This window comes from Bradyrhizobium sp. CW1, from assembly GCF_023100665.1.
GTDB lineage: Bacteria > Pseudomonadota > Alphaproteobacteria > Rhizobiales > Xanthobacteraceae > Bradyrhizobium > Bradyrhizobium canariense_D.
The window spans coordinates 7231276-7246909 of record NZ_CP064684.1 but is presented as its reverse complement, the minus strand read 5'-3'; the positions used below and the strand labels follow the sequence as shown (position 1 = coordinate 7246909).

The window sequence follows — 15634 nt, the reverse complement described above, 5'->3', positions numbered from 1 at the left end:
CGGAAACCGGTCAGTCCTGCGGGAGCTGCGGCGAATCCTCAGGCAACAGATGCTCCTTCAGGATCAGGGCGACGATCAGCAGCGGCGACGACAGGAACGCGCCCATCGGGCCCCACAGCCAGGTCCAGAACGCCAGCGCCAGCAGCACCGCGAGCGCATTGAGCGCCAGCCGCCGGCCGATGATGGTCGGCGTGACGAAATGTCCCTCCAGGAAGGTGATGCCGCCAAAGGCGAGCGCCGCCATCAGGCCGCCGCTGACGGTCGGGAAGGTGACCAGCCCCACCACGACCAGAATGGCGAACATGGCCACCGGTCCGATGATCGGAATGAAATTGAGGGTGGCCGCCAGCGCGCCGAGGCCAGCCGGATTGGGCATTCCGGTGAGGGCGCAGACGATTCCGGCGGCGACGCCGACGCCGACGTTGATCAGGGTCACAGTCAAAAGGTAGTTGCCGAGATGGACCTCGATCTCGTTGAGGATGCGAAGCGTGCGCAGCCGTGCGTCGTGATCGCTGAAGGTCATGATCATTGCCCGTCGCAGGTCGCGCCAGCTGGCGATGAACAGGATCAGGGTGACGAAGAACAGCAGGAATTCGGTAAAGGTCGGTGACAGGAATTCAATCGTTGGCTGCACCCACTCGAATTTCGGCATCTGGAAGCTTGGCAATCCCTCCGAGCCGCCGAGCATCGTCTGCAGCTCTCGCCACAGCGCCAGCGGCCGGTCGAACACGTGGACCTTGTCTTTCAACTGCGCGCCGAGTTCGGGCAGGCGCGAGCTCCATTCCATCGCCGGCGAGGCGATCAGCGCGACGATGAAGCCGACCACGGCGGTCACCGCGAACACGATCAAGACGGCGGCAAGCCCGCGCGGCACTTTCCGGTACTCCAGAAAGGTCGCTGCCGGCGAGAGCATCGTGCCGGTGACGAACGCCATCACGACAGGCAAAAAGAACGCCTTTCCGACATAGAGCACCGCGACGATTGCGATGAGGAGCAGTCCGGCGAGCGAGAAGGCGACGAGTTCGGTGCGGCGGATCACCGGCGGGAGTTCGCCGTGGCTCTCGGGAAGCGGAGTGCCTTCGCCATTGCCGGGAGTCATACGTTCACTGGGAAGGACGCGCACAATACCTCTCCGGCACGGAGACTTCAGTCCTCGCGCCCATGACCAGGGGAGAACGTCCTCGCGCCCTGCGGGTTCCATCGCGGCTTCGCGAAGAAGCGCTCGCTTGACTCTGACGTCGCTGCTGCATCCCGCCGCGGAACTTGTAGCGGTTGGACCGCGTTGAACAAACCAGCGCATCACCCTGATGCAGGCATCCACACGGGGCAGCACATGACGAAGTTCTCTGCAGTCCGACGCCGCTTATCGCAGCGCCGCATCACCGCTTTTGCCTTTGCAACCGCTTTGCTGGCAGTGCCGTTCGGCGCCGCAAGCGCACAGACGCTGGGCTACACCTATCCGCAAGATCAGGCTTACCCGCAGGACCAGGGCTATTCGCAGGGTTATGCGAGCCCAAGCTATGCGAACCAGGGCTATGCGAACCAAGGCTATGCAAGTCAGAACGCGCAAGCGCCCGACGAGGATGCCGCGCTGCCAGATCGCCTGCGCAGGCAGATTGTCAGCTTCGACCGCAGCGAGCCGGCCGGCACCATCGTCATCGATACCAACAATACTTACCTTTACTATGTGCTCGGCCAGGGCCGCGCGATCCGTTATGGCGTCGGCGTCGGCCGCGAGGGCTTCACCTGGTCGGGCGTGCAGAGCGTCAGCCGCAAGGCGGAGTGGCCGGACTGGCATCCGCCGGCTGAGATGATCGCGCGCCAACCCTATCTGCCCCGCTTCGTCGCTGGTGGCCCCGGCAATCCGCTCGGCGCGCGTGCGATGTATCTCGGGTCGAGCGAATACCGCATCCATGGCACCAACGATCCCACCACGATCGGGAAGTTCGTTTCGTCCGGTTGCATCCGCATGACCAATGAGGATGTCACCGACCTGTTCGGCCGTGTCAATGTCGGCGCCAAGGTGGTCGTGCTACCGAAGAACGCGCCGCTGATGGCGAAAGGCAGTGATTCCGTGCGCAAGCGCCCAGCCGTGACCGCGCTGCCCTCAGGCCGGCAGGCGCTGAACATTTCGAATTCGGCCGTGAACTAAGGGTCGAGTGAGGTCACATGAAGAGACGTTCGATCGGCAAACTCGCCGGGGGCGCGGCGGCGTTCGTCGCCATTGCCTCCTTCGGCCTCGCGCTGACGCCATCCGCCCATGCGGAGGACTTTTTCTCGGCGCTGTTCGGCGGCTTCCGCGGACGGCCGGCGCCCGAGATTCGCATGCCTTTCCAGACCGATGACACGCCGCGCTACGACCCGCCGCGCCAGCGGGCCTCCTACGGTGGCGGCACGGCCTATTGCGTGCGCGGCTGCGACGGACGTTATTTCCCGGCGCAGGGAAACGATTCCGAGAGCAAGGCGCAATCCTGCAAGAGCTTCTGCCCGGCCTCGGAGACCTCGCTGGTCTATGGCGGCAACATCGACGACGCGACGACGGATAAGGGGAAATCCTATTCCGACCTGCCTAACGCGTTCCGCTATCGCAATGAGATTGTCGCAGGCTGTACCTGCAACGGCAAGGATCCGGTCGGGCTCGCTCAGGTCAAGGTCGACGACGATCCCACCTTGCGCAAGGGCGACATCGTCGCGGGCGCGGACGGCCTGGTGGTCGCCAGCCGCAATGCCAACGACCGCCGCGGCGTCGCGATGAATTTCTCGCCGCTGCCCGACTCGGTTCGCGCAAGATTCCGCCAGGTGCCGGTGGTGGCGAAGGAATAGGCCTCAACGTCGTCCTGGCATTCGCCAGGACGACACCAAGAGTGTGGGCTATGCCGCCCGGATCTTGCCGAGGAAGTCGCTGACGTCATGGCCGAGCTGGCGGCTCTGGCTCTCCAGCATCTCGGAGGCGTGTTTCACGTTGTCGGCGGCAGCGGCAGCAGCGTCTGCATCGGATTTGACGCCGGTGATGTTGTCCGAGACGTTCTTGGTGCCCTGCGCCGCAAACTGGGTGCTGCGGGTGATCTCTTGGGTGGCCGCTCCCTGCTCCTGCACGGCGGCGGCGATTGCGGTCGCGACCTCGTTCACTTCGCCGATGATGCCGCCGATGGTCTGGATGGCGCTGATGGCGTCGGCCGCGACCTTCTGGATGTCGGCGATCTGCTCGGAGATCTCCTCGGTCGCCTTCGCCGTCTGGCTCGCCAGCGACTTCACCTCGGAGGCGACCACGGCAAAGCCGCGACCGGCCTCGCCGGCGCGGGCCGCCTCGATCGTGGCGTTAAGCGCGAGCAAATTGGTCTGCTGCGCAATGGTGTTGATCAGGCCGACGACCTCGCCGATGCGGCCGGCCGACTTTTGAAGTCCCTGCACGTGCCGTCGGTCTCGCGCGCCTGGGTCACGGCGCGGCTGGCGATGCCCGCGGCATGCGCGGCCTGCTGACTGATGTCGTTGATCGAGGCGCTCAGCTCTTCGGCGGCGGCGGCGACGCTGTCGACGCTCATGGAGGCGTCATTGGAGGCCTTGCCGGCGATCTGCACGCGGTCGTTGGTCTGCCGCGACACCGCGGAGAGATCGCCCGAGGTCTTGCGCATCTCGCCAGAGGCTTCGCTCAATTCGCCGAGCGTTTTGCGCACCGCGCCCTCGAACTCGCCGACATAGGTCTCGACCGCGCGCTGGCGCGCGGAGGCGCCCGCATTGCGTTCGCGCTCCTGCGCCTCGATCGTGAGCTTGTCGTTGGCCTGCTGCTTGAAGGTCTCCAGCGCGCCGGCAAGCGCGCCGATCTCGTCGTTGCGGTCGAGATAGCCGCTATCGACGGCAAGGTCGCCGCCGGCGACCTTCAGCATGGCGTCCCGGATGGTGTTGAGCGGAGTGATGACGCGGCGGCTGACCAGCATGATCGCGCCGACGGCAAGCCCCACGGCGAGCGCCAGCAGCGTAAGCTGCACGATCAGTGCGCGCTGTGCGGCGCCGCGCTGCTCCTGCGTGTGGATCTTGGCAGCATCGAGCGCACCTTCTGCCACTGTGACGGCGCTCGCCATACGGGCGACCGTGAGCGGGCTCCATTGGTTCGCCGTCATCTCGGGCTTCTCACCCTTGACCAGCGCGTCCGTGAGACGGTCGCGCAAGGCCAGATATTGCGGCTCGAAATACGAGGTCTTGGCGGAGGCCATCGCGGAGGCGAGCCCCGACGGCAACTGCATGCCGGACGTCGACAGCTCCAGCGCCTTCCACATCGCGCTCGTGCCGCCGACATGTTGGGTATAGGCGTAGCGGCCCTCCGTCGTGATCTTGCCGGCGGCCAGCCCGGTCGAGACGATCAGCGATGCTTCGCCTGCGGTGTTGCGGAGCAGCCAGGCGTTCTGCTTGATCGACAGCAGCTGGTCGATCGCGGCGTCCAGGTGATTGACCGTGGCGGCCAACGTGTTCGAGAGCTTGTCGAGCGTGTCGAGCAGGCCCTGCGTTGTCTCCATATATTCCTTGGGCAGACCGGCGCGGCGTTGGTCCTTCGGCTTGGCTACATCCTCCCAGAACTGCTTCTGCTCCTCGATCAGCAGCTTGTAGAGGCGCGCAAGCTCCGGTACCAGCGTGCCTGATTGCGGAAAGTCCATGGCCGGCAGCAGCTCGATCGCGCGCGCCATGGCGGGCATTTGGGCATCGCGCAGCGCGCGCAGATATTTCTCGATCTCGCCGTCCATCGGCTCGGTCGCATTCAGGAGGCGGACCGTGGTCGAGCGGTCGGTGCGCAGATTGTGCATCGCCTTGAACAGATCGGCGGACGTGTCGGCGATCTGCGAGATGCGGTTGGCGGTCTTCAGGCGATCCCAGGACTCGTAGGCGGTGAGCGAGAGCGCGATCACCACGCAGATCGACGTGATCGCGATCACCGCCTTCAGCAGCGCGGATACGGTCAGACGATTCAGCATCGAAGTCCCCCAATTCCCAATACAAAGTTCGTAAAGGCGCCCCGGCAACAGCAGAAAAAGGGGCCCGTCAGACAAGGCAATCGCATGCCGTTTGCGGCTCAGGGCCCAAACGGTTTCCGCATCTGAAAGGAAAAGGGTAAAGTTTTCAGCAGGCCGGCTGATCGTAGAAGTACGTATTTACTAGAAGTTGCAAAGGGTTGCGTCGATGGAACCAAGCCACGAGCTGCGCGTTAGGAGACTGTCAGCAATTTTGCCTAAAGGGGGGTCCTAGCGATGCTGGTCGGCGTACTCGTCACCTTTCTCGTCGTCATTCTCGTACTTTACCTCATCAACATGCTGCCGATGGACGGCCGCGCCAAGCAGATCGCGCGCGTCGTCGTCATCATCATCGGCATCGTCTCGCTGCTGAAATATCTGGCAGTGTTTTAGCCGGGCGCTTAGCTAGCGCAACGAAAAAGCCCCGGCGCGAGCCGGGGCTTTTGGTGTTCTAGTCGGGTCGGCAGGCCGCCTTGTCAGCCAGGGCGTTGTCAGCCAAGGGCTTTGGCCTCGCGGCGGCGGGCGGTGAGGATGTATTCGGTGTAGCCGTTCGGCTGCTCGCGTCCCTTGAAGATGAGGTCGCTGGCCGCCTTGAAGGCTGTGCCGTCGAAGGCGGGCGCCATCGGCTTGTAGATGGGATCGCCCGCATTCTGCTTGTCGACGACCACCGCCATGCGCTTGAGCGATTCCATCACCTGCGCCTCGGTGATCACGCCCTGGTGCAGCCAGTTGGCGAGGTGCTGGCTGGAGATGCGCAAGGTGGCACGGTCTTCCATCAGGCCGACGTCGTGGATGTCAGGCACCTTCGAGCAGCCGACGCCCTGGTCGATCCAGCGCACGACATAGCCCAGAATGCCCTGGCAGTTGTTGTCGATCTCCTGCTTGACGTCGTCGGGCGCCCAGTTCGACTTCGACACGGGGATGGTGAGGATGTCTTCGAGCTTTGCCCGTGGGCCGCCCTTGGCGAGCTCCTGCTGGCGCGCGGTGACGTTGACCTGGTGGTAGTGCAGCGCGTGCAGCGTCGCGGCGGTCGGCGAGGGCACCCAGGCGGTGATAGCACCGGCCTGCGGATGGGCGAGCTTCTGCGCCAGCATGTCCGCCATCTTGTCCGGCGCGGCCCACATGCCCTTGCCGATCTGGGCATGGCCGGGCAGGCCACAGGTCAGGCCCATATCGACGTTCCAGTCCTCATAGGACTTGATCCAGGGCTGCGCCTTCATCTCGTTCTTGCGGATCATCGGACCCGCCTCCATCGAGGTGTGGATCTCGTCGCCGGTGCGGTCGAGGAAGCCGGTGTTGATGAACATGATGCGCTTGGAGGCGCGCTGGATGCAGGCCTTGAGGTTGACGGTGGTGCGCCGCTCCTCGTCCATGATGCCGACCTTGAGCGTGTTCTCGGGCAGCGACAGCATCTTCTCGACGCGGTCGAAGATCTCGCAGGTCAGCGACACCTCGTCGGGGCCGTGCATCTTCGGCTTGACGATATAGGCCGAGCCGGTGCGGCTGTTCTTGACCTTGGAGTTGCCTTTCAGATCATGGACAGCAAGAAGCCCGGAGACGGCGGCGTCGAGCAAGCCTTCCGGAATCTCCTCGCCCTTGTCGTCCAGCACCGCGTCGGTGAACATGTGGTGACCGCAATTGCGCATCAGCAGCAGGCTGCGGCCGTGCAATTTCACTTCGCCTTTGCCGTCAGGCATCTTGTAGCTGCGGTCGGCATTGAGCGAGCGCGTCAGCGTCTTGCCGCCCTTCTCGAAATCGGCCGACAGCGTGCCGTTCATCAGGCCGAGCGTGTTGCGATAGACCAGCACCTTGTCCTCGGCATCGACGGCAGCGACCGAGTCTTCCATGTCGAGAATCGTGGAGACGGCGGACTCCATGACCATGTCCGCGACGCCGCCCGGATCGTCCTTGCCGATCGCGCTGGTGCGGTCGATTTTTACCTCGACGTGCAGGCCGTTGTTGACGAGCAGTACCGCGCTCGGTGCGGCTGCGTCGCCCTGGAAGCCTGCGAATTGCGCGGCGTTCTTCAGGGCGGTGGCGTTGCCGCTCTTCAGCTTCACCGCGAGCTGGCCCGCGACCACGCTATAGGCGGTGACGTCGGTGTGACTGCCGGTCGCCAGCGGCACGGCGGCATCGAGGAACGCTTTTGCCTTGGCGATCACCTTGTCGCCGCGCGCCTTGTTGTAGCCCTTGCCGCTCTCGGATGGATCGTGCGGGATCGCGTCGGTGCCGTAGAAGGCGTCATAGAGCGAGCCCCAGCGCGCATTCGCCGCGTTCAGCGCATAGCGTGCGTTGGTCAGCGGCACGACGAGCTGCGGGCCGCAGATCTTGCCGATCTCCTCGTCCACATTGGCGGTCTCGACCTTCTGCGTCGCCGGCTCCGGGAGGAGATAGCCGATCTCCTTCAGGAAGGCGGTATAGGCGTTGAGGTCGAACGCCTTGCCCTTGTTGGCCCGGTGCCAGTCGTCGATCTTGGCCTGCAACGTGTCGCGCACCGCCAGCAGCGCGCGGTTCTTCGGCCCCAGCTCCTTGATGATGGCGGCGAGCCCGGCCCAGAACGCATCCGGCGCGATCCCCGTCTTCGGGGCCGCTTCCTTGGCGATGAAATCGAACAGGACGGGAGCGATCTTCAGTCCGTGGGCGTCGACGCGTTTCATGATGGGCTTTCTTGTTGGAAATGGCTGTTTTTGGCTGCTTTTGACCCGACAGCAGCAAAATGCGCTCCAAGGAGCGGCTTTCGGGGTCTTATTAGCCCCAAAATCGGGGCCGTGAGAAGGCCCCCAAAAGTTGTCAAAATGTCAAGGCGAGGTGGGCGGCCCACGCACGGTGTCATTCCCCGCGAAGGCGGGGAAATCCAGTACGCCGCGGCCTCTCGCCTGAATCACTGCTGTCGGTGGAATGCTGGGTCGCCCGGTCAAGCCGGGCGACGACAGCGGAGCAGCAGCCCGGCTTCAAATATTCGCGGCGAGGTCCACGAGTTCGTCGAACAGCACGCCGGTCGTCTTGAGCATCTGTTCGATCTCGTCCGCCGCCTCGGCGACCGTCCGCGTCGAGGTGTCGATCACGAGCTCGGCGGCCTCGGGCCGCTCGTAGTCGGTGCCGATACCGGTGAACGACGCGAGCGTGCCGGCGCGGGCCTTCTTGTAGTGGCCCTTGGGGTCGCGCTCCTCGCAAATTTCCGCCGGCGTCGCGACGTAGATCTCGCGGAACGACGTGTCGGCGATGCGGCGCGCGGTGGCGCGGTCCTCGCGGGCGGGCGAGACGGCGGCGACAATGGCGATGTGGCCGTTACGGGCGAGATGCGTCGCGACTTCGGCGAGGCGGCGGATGTTCTCGCTGCGATCGGCGGCCGAGAAGCCGAGATCGCTGTTGAGCCCGGCACGCAGCGTGTCGCCGTCGAGCAGGATCGGTGAGCCGCCATTGCTGAACAACCGCCGCTCCAGCGCCTTGGCTAGAGTCGACTTGCCGGAGGCGGGGAGGCCGGTGAGCCAGACCACGGCGCCGTTGTGACGATAGCGCGCGGAGCGTTCGTCGGGCCGCAGCGCGGATTCCACCGGCACGATGTCGACGGGCAAGGCGCGCTGGCCGGCATCGACCGACAGCACGAGACCGCCGCCGGCGATGCGCCCGGACACCTCGATCACGAGACGGCCGGTGCGCGGATTTTCCGTGTAGGGATCGGTGGCAATCGGATTCGAAAGGGATATGTCGATCTCGCCGACGTGGTTGCGGCCGATTGCCTTGTTCTCGACGCTCGACAGCTCACCGGGATCGACCGCCTTCTCGATGGCGACGACGGTGGCACGGCTTTCCTTCGGTCCGCAGCGAACCAGGAGCTGGTCGCCCTTGGCCAGCGGCTTGTCGTGCAGCCAGAAGATCCGCGCGCGCAGCCGTCGTGTCTCGCGCGGCGCGCTGTTGGCATGCGCGATGATGTCGCCGCGCTCGAGGAACAGCTCGCGGTCGAGCGTGATGCCGACCGAGCGGCCCGCACCCTGGCGGCCTGCGACCGGCGTCACCGGCCAGCTCTCGACCGTCTTGATTCTGGCGATCTTGCCGGCGGGCATGATCACGATTTCGTCGCCGGCAACCAGGCTGCCGGATTCGATCCGGCCCGCCACGATGCGGCGATCGTCGAATTTGTAGATCGCCTGCACCGGCAGCCGCAGCGCCAGCGCTTCCAGCGGCCGGGCCGGCTCGAGCCGGTCAAGCGCTTCGACCACGGTCGGACCCTTGTACCAGCCGATGCGGTCGGTGCGCTCAGCGACGCCGTCGCCCTCGCGGGCGGAAATCGGGATCACGGCCGTGGGCTTCACACCGAGGCCTTGCAGATGCGCCGAGATCTCGTCGCTGATCTCCTTGAAGCGCGCTGCGGAGAAGTCGACGCGGTCCATCTTGTTGACGACGACCGCGACCTGCTTCACGCCGAGCAGATGCAGGAGATAGCCGTGCCGCCTCGTCTGGTCGCGCACGCCTTCGAGCGCGTCGATGATCAGCACCGCGCCGTCCGCCTGCGAGGCGCCGGTGATCATGTTGCGCAGGAATTCGGCGTGGCCGGGCGCGTCGATCAGTACGATGTCGCGCGAATTGGTGCGGAAGCGGATCTGCGTGGTGTCGATGGTGATGCCCTGGTCGCGCTCGGTCTGGAGCGCGTCGAGCAGAAACGACCATTCGAACGGCATGCCGCGCCGCGCGCTGACGGCCTTGAGCATGTCGAGCTTGCCGTCGGGCAGGCTGCCGGTCTCGTGCAGCAGGCGGCCGACCAGCGTCGACTTGCCGTGGTCGACATGGCCGACGATGACGATGCGGACCTGCGGACGCGTGGTGCCGTTCGGGGTGGCGGGCGATGCGGGGGTGACGATCATGTTCATACGACGCTCGCGTCCTTGATCAGAGATAGCCGGCGACGCGCAGGCGCTCGAAAGCGTCCTCGGTCTCGTGGTCGAGCGCGCGGCCGGAACGTTCCGGCACCTTGGTCTGCTCGAGTTCGATCAGGATCTCGTCGATAGTCGACGCGTTTGAGGCGACCGGATTGGTGATGTCCTGATCGCCCAGCGAGCGATAGCGTTTGCCGTTTTGCGACAGATACAGCGGGATGATCGGGATGTTCTCGCGCTTGGTGTAGGCCCAGATATCGGACTCGGTCCAATGCAGGATCGGATGGATGCGCAAATGCGCGCCCTGCGGCGGCGACGCATTGAAATGATCCCAGAACTCCGGCGGCTGGTCGCGCACGTCCCAATTACCCTCCAAGCCGCGCGGCGAGAACACGCGCTCCTTGGCGCGCGTCGCCTCCTCATCGCGGCGAATGCCGGCGATCAGACCGTCGAAACCGTATTTGGCGAGCGCCATCTTGAGGCCCTCGGTCTTGCGCGCGGCGGAACGGGCGGCGGGCGGCAGCGTTGGGTCGACGGCATCAATCGGCGGGCAGGGCTCGACGCGCAGATCGAGATCCCATTCCTTGCCGTAGTGATCGCGGAAGCGATACATCTCCGGAAACTTCTTGCCGGTGTCGACATGGAGGGCCGGGAACGGCAGACGGCCGAAGAATGCCTTGCGCGCCAGCCAGATCATGACATTGGAGTCCTTGCCGAGCGACCACAGCAGGGCGATCTTCTTGAGGCGGCCGAAGGCTTCGCGGAAGATGTAGATGCTCTGGGCCTCGAGCTGGTCGAGATGGTCCATGCTCGGGGCAAGGTCAGAAGAAAATTCTTGCGCGGGCACGCGCTCGGCGAGAGCGGGGCTGCTCAGCCCGCCAGCAGTGGAATTGTCCTTGAGAAGATGCATCTCTGCCACTTTGCGTTTGGAGGCGAAAATTCTATAGTTGCGGTGCAAGAGAGAAGAAAAAATTTTCTCTTTGCGCGCCTGAAACGACACATATATAGAAAATAATTCCAGTCAACCCCGCATGTGGGGTAAGCGAGTATCGTATGCGGTTCTTGCCCGTGTTCCTCGATCTCAAGGCCGGTCCGGTGGTCCTCATCGGTGCGGGTGAGCTTTTGCGCGCCAAGCTGCGCGTGCTGACCGCTGCCGGTGCGCGCATTCGCGTGCATGCGATCGATGGCAATCACGACCTGGGTCTGAGCTCCGAGGACGCGGCGCGTATCGACATCTCGGCCACCGATCCGCTGACCGCCGATCTCTCGGGAATCATCGCGGTGGTTTGCGCCGGCGCCGGCGATGTCGGCGTGGCGATGTCGGTCCGCGCCAAGGCGCTCGGCCTGCCGGTCAATGTCATGGACGATCTCGAGCATTCGAGCTTCATCTTTCCGGCGATCGTCGATCGCGGCGATGTCGTGGTCGCCGTCGGCACTGGCGGCACGTCGCCGGTGGTGGCGCGGCGCGTGCGCGAGAAGATCGAGGCGCTGCTGCCGGCGCGCATCGGCGAGCTCGCCGAGTTCATCGGCGGCTTCCGCAAATCCATCAACGAACGTATTGCCGAGTTTCCGCTGCGCCGCCGCTTCTGGGAGCGCGTCATCGACGGCCCGATCGGTGCCGCCGTATTGGCCGGCCGCAAAGGCGAGGCGGACGCAGCGCTCAAGGCGATTTCAGATCCATCCGCGTTCGCGCGGGCCGACAAGCCGGAAGGATCCGTCGCGCTGGTCGGCGCCGGGCCTGGCGATCCGGATTTGCTCACCATCAAGGCGTTGCGCGCGCTCCAGGATGCCGACATCGTCTTCCATGACGAGCTGGTCTCGCCTGAAATTCTCGACCGCATCCGCCGTGACACCACGCGCGTGCCGGTCGGCCGCCGCGTCGGCAAGCCCGGCATCGGGCAGGACGCCATCAACAAGCGCATGATCGAGGCCGCGCAATCCGGCCAGCGTGTGGTGCGGCTGAAGGGCGGCGATCCCTTCGTGTTCGGCCGCGGCGGCGAAGAAGTCGAAGCACTTCGTGCCGCCGGCCTTGCCTATTCGATCGTTCCCGGCATCACCGCAGGTCTCGGCGGCGCCGCCGATTTCGAGGTGCCGCTCACCTATCGTCACGAAGCAACGCGCATCACCTTCCTCACCGCGCACAAGGCGCGCGACGCAGAAGTCGTGGACTGGTCGACGCTGACCGACGCCAGGATGACCGTCGTGGTCTACATGGGCATGACGGCTGCGCCGGCCATACGCGCCGGCCTCTTGGCCGCCGGCCGTTCGCCGGAGACGCCGGTCGGCGTATTCGCCCGCGTCACGCGTCCCGATGCGCAAGGCGAGATCGGCACGCTGCGCGATCTGCCCGAACTGGTCCGCCGGACCAACGGCGGTCCCGCCATTCTCATCATCGGCGATGTGGTCCGGCATGCCGGCTCGCTTCGCCGCCAAACCCCAAAGCAAATCATCTCTGACCTATTGGATGCAGCCGAATGACCTCCCCGCTTGAACAGAAGAAGATCAAGATCGCCGGCCCCTCGGTCGTGACCGCCAACCGCACCTGGGACGGCATCGTGGTTTACCGCACCGCCGCCAAGAGCTGGTCCGCGGACCTGTCGGAAGCCGCGATCGTGCGCAACTCCGACGAGGCGAAGGCGTTGCTTGCGGAATCCGTTGCCGATGACGTCGGCGCGATCGGCCCCTATATCGCGCCGGTACAGGTCGGTGCAGACGGCAAGGTCGAACCCGGAAATCTGCGCGAACAGATCCGCCGCACCGGCGTGACCATCGGACAGCCGGTTCAGGTTTAAGGCGCTTTCTTATGTATGCTTACGATGAAATCGACCGCACGCTCGTCAACGAGCGCGTCTCGGAATTCCGCGACCAGGTGAAGCGCCGCCTCTCCGGCGAGCTCACCGAGGACGAGTTCAAGATCCTGCGGCTGCAGAACGGCGTCTATCTGCAACTGCACGCCTATATGTTCCGCGTCGCGATCCCCTACGGGACGCTGGCGTCGAACCAGCTGCGGGCGCTCGCCCACGTCGCGCGCAAATACGACCGTGGCTACGGCCATTTCACGACGCGGCAGAACATCCAGTTCAACTGGATCAAGCTCGCCGAATTGCCGGATGCGCTGGCCGATCTCGCCGAGGTCGGCATCCATGCGATGCAGACCTCCGGCAACAACATGCGCAACGTCACCTCGGATCAGTGGGCCGGCGTCGCGCCCGGCGAGATCGAGGATCCCCGCATCTGGTCGGAGCTGATCCGCCAGCACACCACGTTGCATCCGGAATTCTCGTTCCTGCCGCGCAAGTTCAAGATCGCGATCACCGCGTCGGACCACGACCGGGCCGCGATCAAGATCCACGACATCGGGCTGAAGCTGATCAAGAACGAGAAGGGCGAGACCGGCTTTGAGGTGCTGGTCGGTGGCGGGCTCGGACGCACGCCGTTCATCGGCAAGACCATCAAGCATTTCGTCCACGGCCGCGACATTCTCAGCTACATCGAGGCGATTCTGCGCGTCTACAACCAGTACGGCCGCCGCGACAACATCTACAAGGCGCGCATCAAGATCCTGGTGCACGAGCTCGGCATCGAGAAGTTCTCGCGCGAGGTCGAGGAGGAGTGGCAGCACATCCGCAACTCCTCGCTCCAGATCGACGACGAGGTGGTCGAGGACATCCGCTCGCGCTTCACCTATCCTGCCTACGAGAAGCTGCCGCACATGCCGGACGAGCTGCGCCAGGCCGCGGCCGATCCCGATTTCGAGGCATGGCGCAAGAACTCGGTGGCCCCGCACAAGGCCCAGGGCTATTCCATCGTCACGATCTCGCTGAAGCCGATCGGCGCGCCTCCGGGCGATGCCACCGCCGAGCAGATGGATGCGCTCGCCGATCTCGCCGACGAATACTCCTTCGGTGAGATCCGCGTCGGCCACGAGCAGAACCTCGCTCTGCCGCATGTCGCCAAGCGTGACTTGCCGGCGCTGTGGAAGGCGCTCGACAAGCTCGGGCTGGCGACGCCGAACGTCAATCTGATCACTGACATCATCGCCTGCCCGGGTCTCGACTATTGCTCGCTGGCCAATGCGCGCTCGATCCCGATCGCGCAGGAACTGACGCGGCGCTTCGCCAATCATGAGCTGGCCAATCTGATCGGCCGGTTGCACATCAACATCTCCGGCTGCATCAACGCCTGCGGCCATCACCATGTCGGTCATATCGGCATTCTCGGCGTCGAGAAGAACGGCGAGGAGGTCTACCAGATCACCATCGGCGGGCGCGCCGACGAGAGTGCCGCACTCGGCAATCTGATCGGCCCCGGCGTCAAGTTCGACGAGGTCGCCGACGTCGTCGAGGACATCGTGGAAGCCTATCTGGCGCTGCGCGAGCGGCCCGAAGAGCTGTTCATGGACACGGTAAAACGCCTCGGCGTCGAACCCTTCAAGGAGCGCGTTTATGCCACTCGTTAACGGCGGAAAGATCGCCGACGACAGCTTCGTCAAGCTCGCCGTCGACACGCCGCTGCCCGAGGGCGGCGACATTCTGGTGCCGGCCGAGCGTTTCGTTGGCGAGGCGGATGCGTTGCTCAAGCGGACCGGCAAGGTCGGTGTGATCTGGCCGAACAATCGCGACATCGCCGAGCTGGTGCCCTATCTCGGCAAGATTGCCGTCGTCGCGCTGGTGTTCCCAACCTTCCGCGACGGACGCGCCTACAGCCAGGCGCGGCTGCTGCGCGAGCGTTACAATTACCGCGGCGAGTTGCGTGCGACGGGCCAGATCCTGCGGGACCAGTTCGTGTTCATGCTGCGCGCTGGCTTCGATTCCTTCGACGTCAAGAAGCAGGCCGACGCGGAAGCGTTCATGCAGACCGCGAAGCGCTATTCGGTCTTCTACCAGCCCACCGGCGATGGCCGCATCACGGCGCTGCACCGGCGCATGCAGCTGCGTCATTCCGAGGGTGTCGGCACGTGAACGCAATCGCGTCTCCAATTTCGGCAATCTCCGCCTCGGCGCTGCCCTCGGCGGAGGACCTCGATCGCGCCTTGCGCGATGCCTCGCCCGCCGAAATCATCGCCGCTGCGCTGAAGACGGTCGGGCGCGACAAGCTTGCGCTGGTGTCGTCCTTCGGTACGGAATCGGCGACGCTGCTCAAGGTGATGGCGGATGTCGATCCGGCGATCCCGGTGATCTTCCTCGACACCGGCTGGCTGTTCGAGGAGACGCTGGCCTATCGTGATACGCTGATCGCGACGCTGGGCCTGAAGGACGTCCGCTCGATCAAGCCTGCCGAGGAGACGCTGTCGCGCGGAGATCCCGACCGCGACCTCTGGTTTTCCGATCCCGACGCTTGCTGCCGTATCCGCAAGGTCGAGCCGCTGGCGCGGGCGCTGAAACCGTTCGATGCATGGCTCAACGGCCGCAAGCGCTTCCAGGGCAACTCGCGCGCCGACATCCCGGTGGTCGAGGACGACGGTACGCGGTTGAAGTTCAATCCCTTCGCCAATGTCTCGCGGGAGGAACTCGAGGCGATTTTCGCCCGCGCCAAATTGCCGCGTCATCCCCTGGTCGCGTCGGGATTTCTATCGGTTGGGTGTATGCCTTGCACGAGCAGAACGGCCGAAGGCGAGGATGAGCGTGCCGGTCGCTGGCGTGGCCGGGCCAAGACGGAATGCGGCATCCACACGATGAAGACTTCGTAGCAAAGTTACGCTGCCCGGCTACGAACAAGAAAATCCGGTTCCGTTGACTTAAGCGCGTTTCGCCCCGAGTT

12 protein-coding genes and 1 pseudogene are annotated in these 15634 nt (G+C 64.7%); 8 read left to right on the top strand and 5 right to left on the bottom strand.

Annotation, left to right across the window (positions count from 1 at the left end):
* Window positions 1-10: 10 nt before the first annotated feature.
* The gene (locus IVB54_RS34720; protein ID WP_026232782.1) at window positions 11-1123 is read right to left on the bottom strand and encodes an AI-2E family transporter; all 1113 of its coding nucleotides are present in this window, start codon (window positions 1121-1123) and stop codon (window positions 11-13) included.
* A gap of 210 nt (window positions 1124-1333) precedes the next feature.
* Here IVB54_RS34720 and IVB54_RS34715 point away from each other — a divergent pair, with 210 nt between their 5' ends.
* Together IVB54_RS34715 and IVB54_RS34710 are read left to right on the top strand one after the other, a co-directional pair.
* Window positions 1334-2152 carry a L,D-transpeptidase gene (locus IVB54_RS34715; protein ID WP_204513289.1) on the top strand — a complete coding sequence of 273 codons (819 nt, stop codon included), beginning with the start codon at window positions 1334-1336 and terminating at the stop codon, window positions 2150-2152.
* 17 nt (window positions 2153-2169) lie between these two features.
* A complete protein-coding gene (locus tag IVB54_RS34710; protein WP_018454654.1) occupies window positions 2170-2823 on the top strand; it encodes a DUF2865 domain-containing protein in 654 nt (217 codons plus the stop codon).
* A gap of 48 nt (window positions 2824-2871) precedes the next feature.
* Here IVB54_RS34710 and IVB54_RS34705 read toward each other — a convergent pair.
* A pseudogene (locus IVB54_RS34705) lies at window positions 2872-4964 on the bottom strand (methyl-accepting chemotaxis protein).
* 273 nt (window positions 4965-5237) lie between these two features.
* Between IVB54_RS34705 and IVB54_RS34700 the strand changes: the two are divergent.
* A complete protein-coding gene (locus tag IVB54_RS34700; protein WP_007599832.1) occupies window positions 5238-5393 on the top strand; it encodes a Thivi_2564 family membrane protein in 156 nt (51 codons plus the stop codon).
* Between the two features lie 98 nt (window positions 5394-5491).
* On the opposite strand, the gene IVB54_RS34695 is transcribed toward IVB54_RS34700, so the two are convergent.
* The 3 genes from IVB54_RS34695 to cysD all read right to left on the bottom strand — a co-directional run bounded on the left by IVB54_RS34695 (window position 5492) and on the right by cysD (window position 10682).
* Complete coding sequence (locus IVB54_RS34695; RefSeq protein ID WP_018454653.1) at window positions 5492-7657, bottom strand: malate synthase G; 2166 nt, start codon at window positions 7655-7657, stop codon at window positions 5492-5494.
* Between the two features lie 294 nt (window positions 7658-7951).
* Entirely contained in the window at window positions 7952-9868 is a 1917-nt protein-coding gene (gene cysC, locus IVB54_RS34690) for an adenylyl-sulfate kinase (protein ID WP_018454652.1), read from the bottom strand.
* A 19-nt stretch (window positions 9869-9887) separates the two neighbouring features.
* On the bottom strand, window positions 9888-10682 hold the full coding sequence (gene cysD / locus IVB54_RS34685; protein WP_026232781.1) for a sulfate adenylyltransferase subunit CysD: 795 nt from the start codon (window positions 10680-10682) through the stop codon (window positions 9888-9890).
* 245 nt (window positions 10683-10927) lie between these two features.
* Between cysD and cysG the strand changes: the two genes are divergently transcribed.
* Genes cysG through IVB54_RS34660 form a run of 5 tightly spaced genes read left to right on the top strand, consistent with a single transcriptional unit; the run spans window position 10928 to window position 15563 of the window.
* Entirely contained in the window at window positions 10928-12352 is a 1425-nt protein-coding gene (gene cysG / locus IVB54_RS34680; protein ID WP_018454650.1) for a siroheme synthase CysG, read from the top strand.
* Window positions 12349-12666 carry a DUF2849 domain-containing protein gene (locus IVB54_RS34675; protein WP_007599842.1) on the top strand — a complete coding sequence of 106 codons (318 nt, stop codon included), beginning with the start codon at window positions 12349-12351 and terminating at the stop codon, window positions 12664-12666. Before cysG ends, IVB54_RS34675 begins: the two co-directional genes overlap by 4 nt.
* 11 nt (window positions 12667-12677) lie before the next feature.
* Window positions 12678-14333: a nitrite/sulfite reductase gene (locus IVB54_RS34670; protein ID WP_018454649.1), complete on the top strand. Its 1656-nt coding sequence runs from the start codon at window positions 12678-12680 to the stop codon at window positions 14331-14333.
* Entirely contained in the window at window positions 14320-14835 is a 516-nt protein-coding gene (locus tag IVB54_RS34665) for a DUF934 domain-containing protein (protein ID WP_018454648.1), read from the top strand. The genes IVB54_RS34670 and IVB54_RS34665 overlap by 14 nt, the downstream gene beginning before the upstream one ends.
* Window positions 14832-15563 (top strand): phosphoadenylyl-sulfate reductase, encoded by a 732-nt coding sequence (locus IVB54_RS34660; protein ID WP_018454647.1) that lies wholly within the window; start codon window positions 14832-14834, stop codon window positions 15561-15563. Before IVB54_RS34665 ends, IVB54_RS34660 begins: the two co-directional genes overlap by 4 nt.
* Window positions 15564-15634 lie beyond the last annotated feature (71 nt).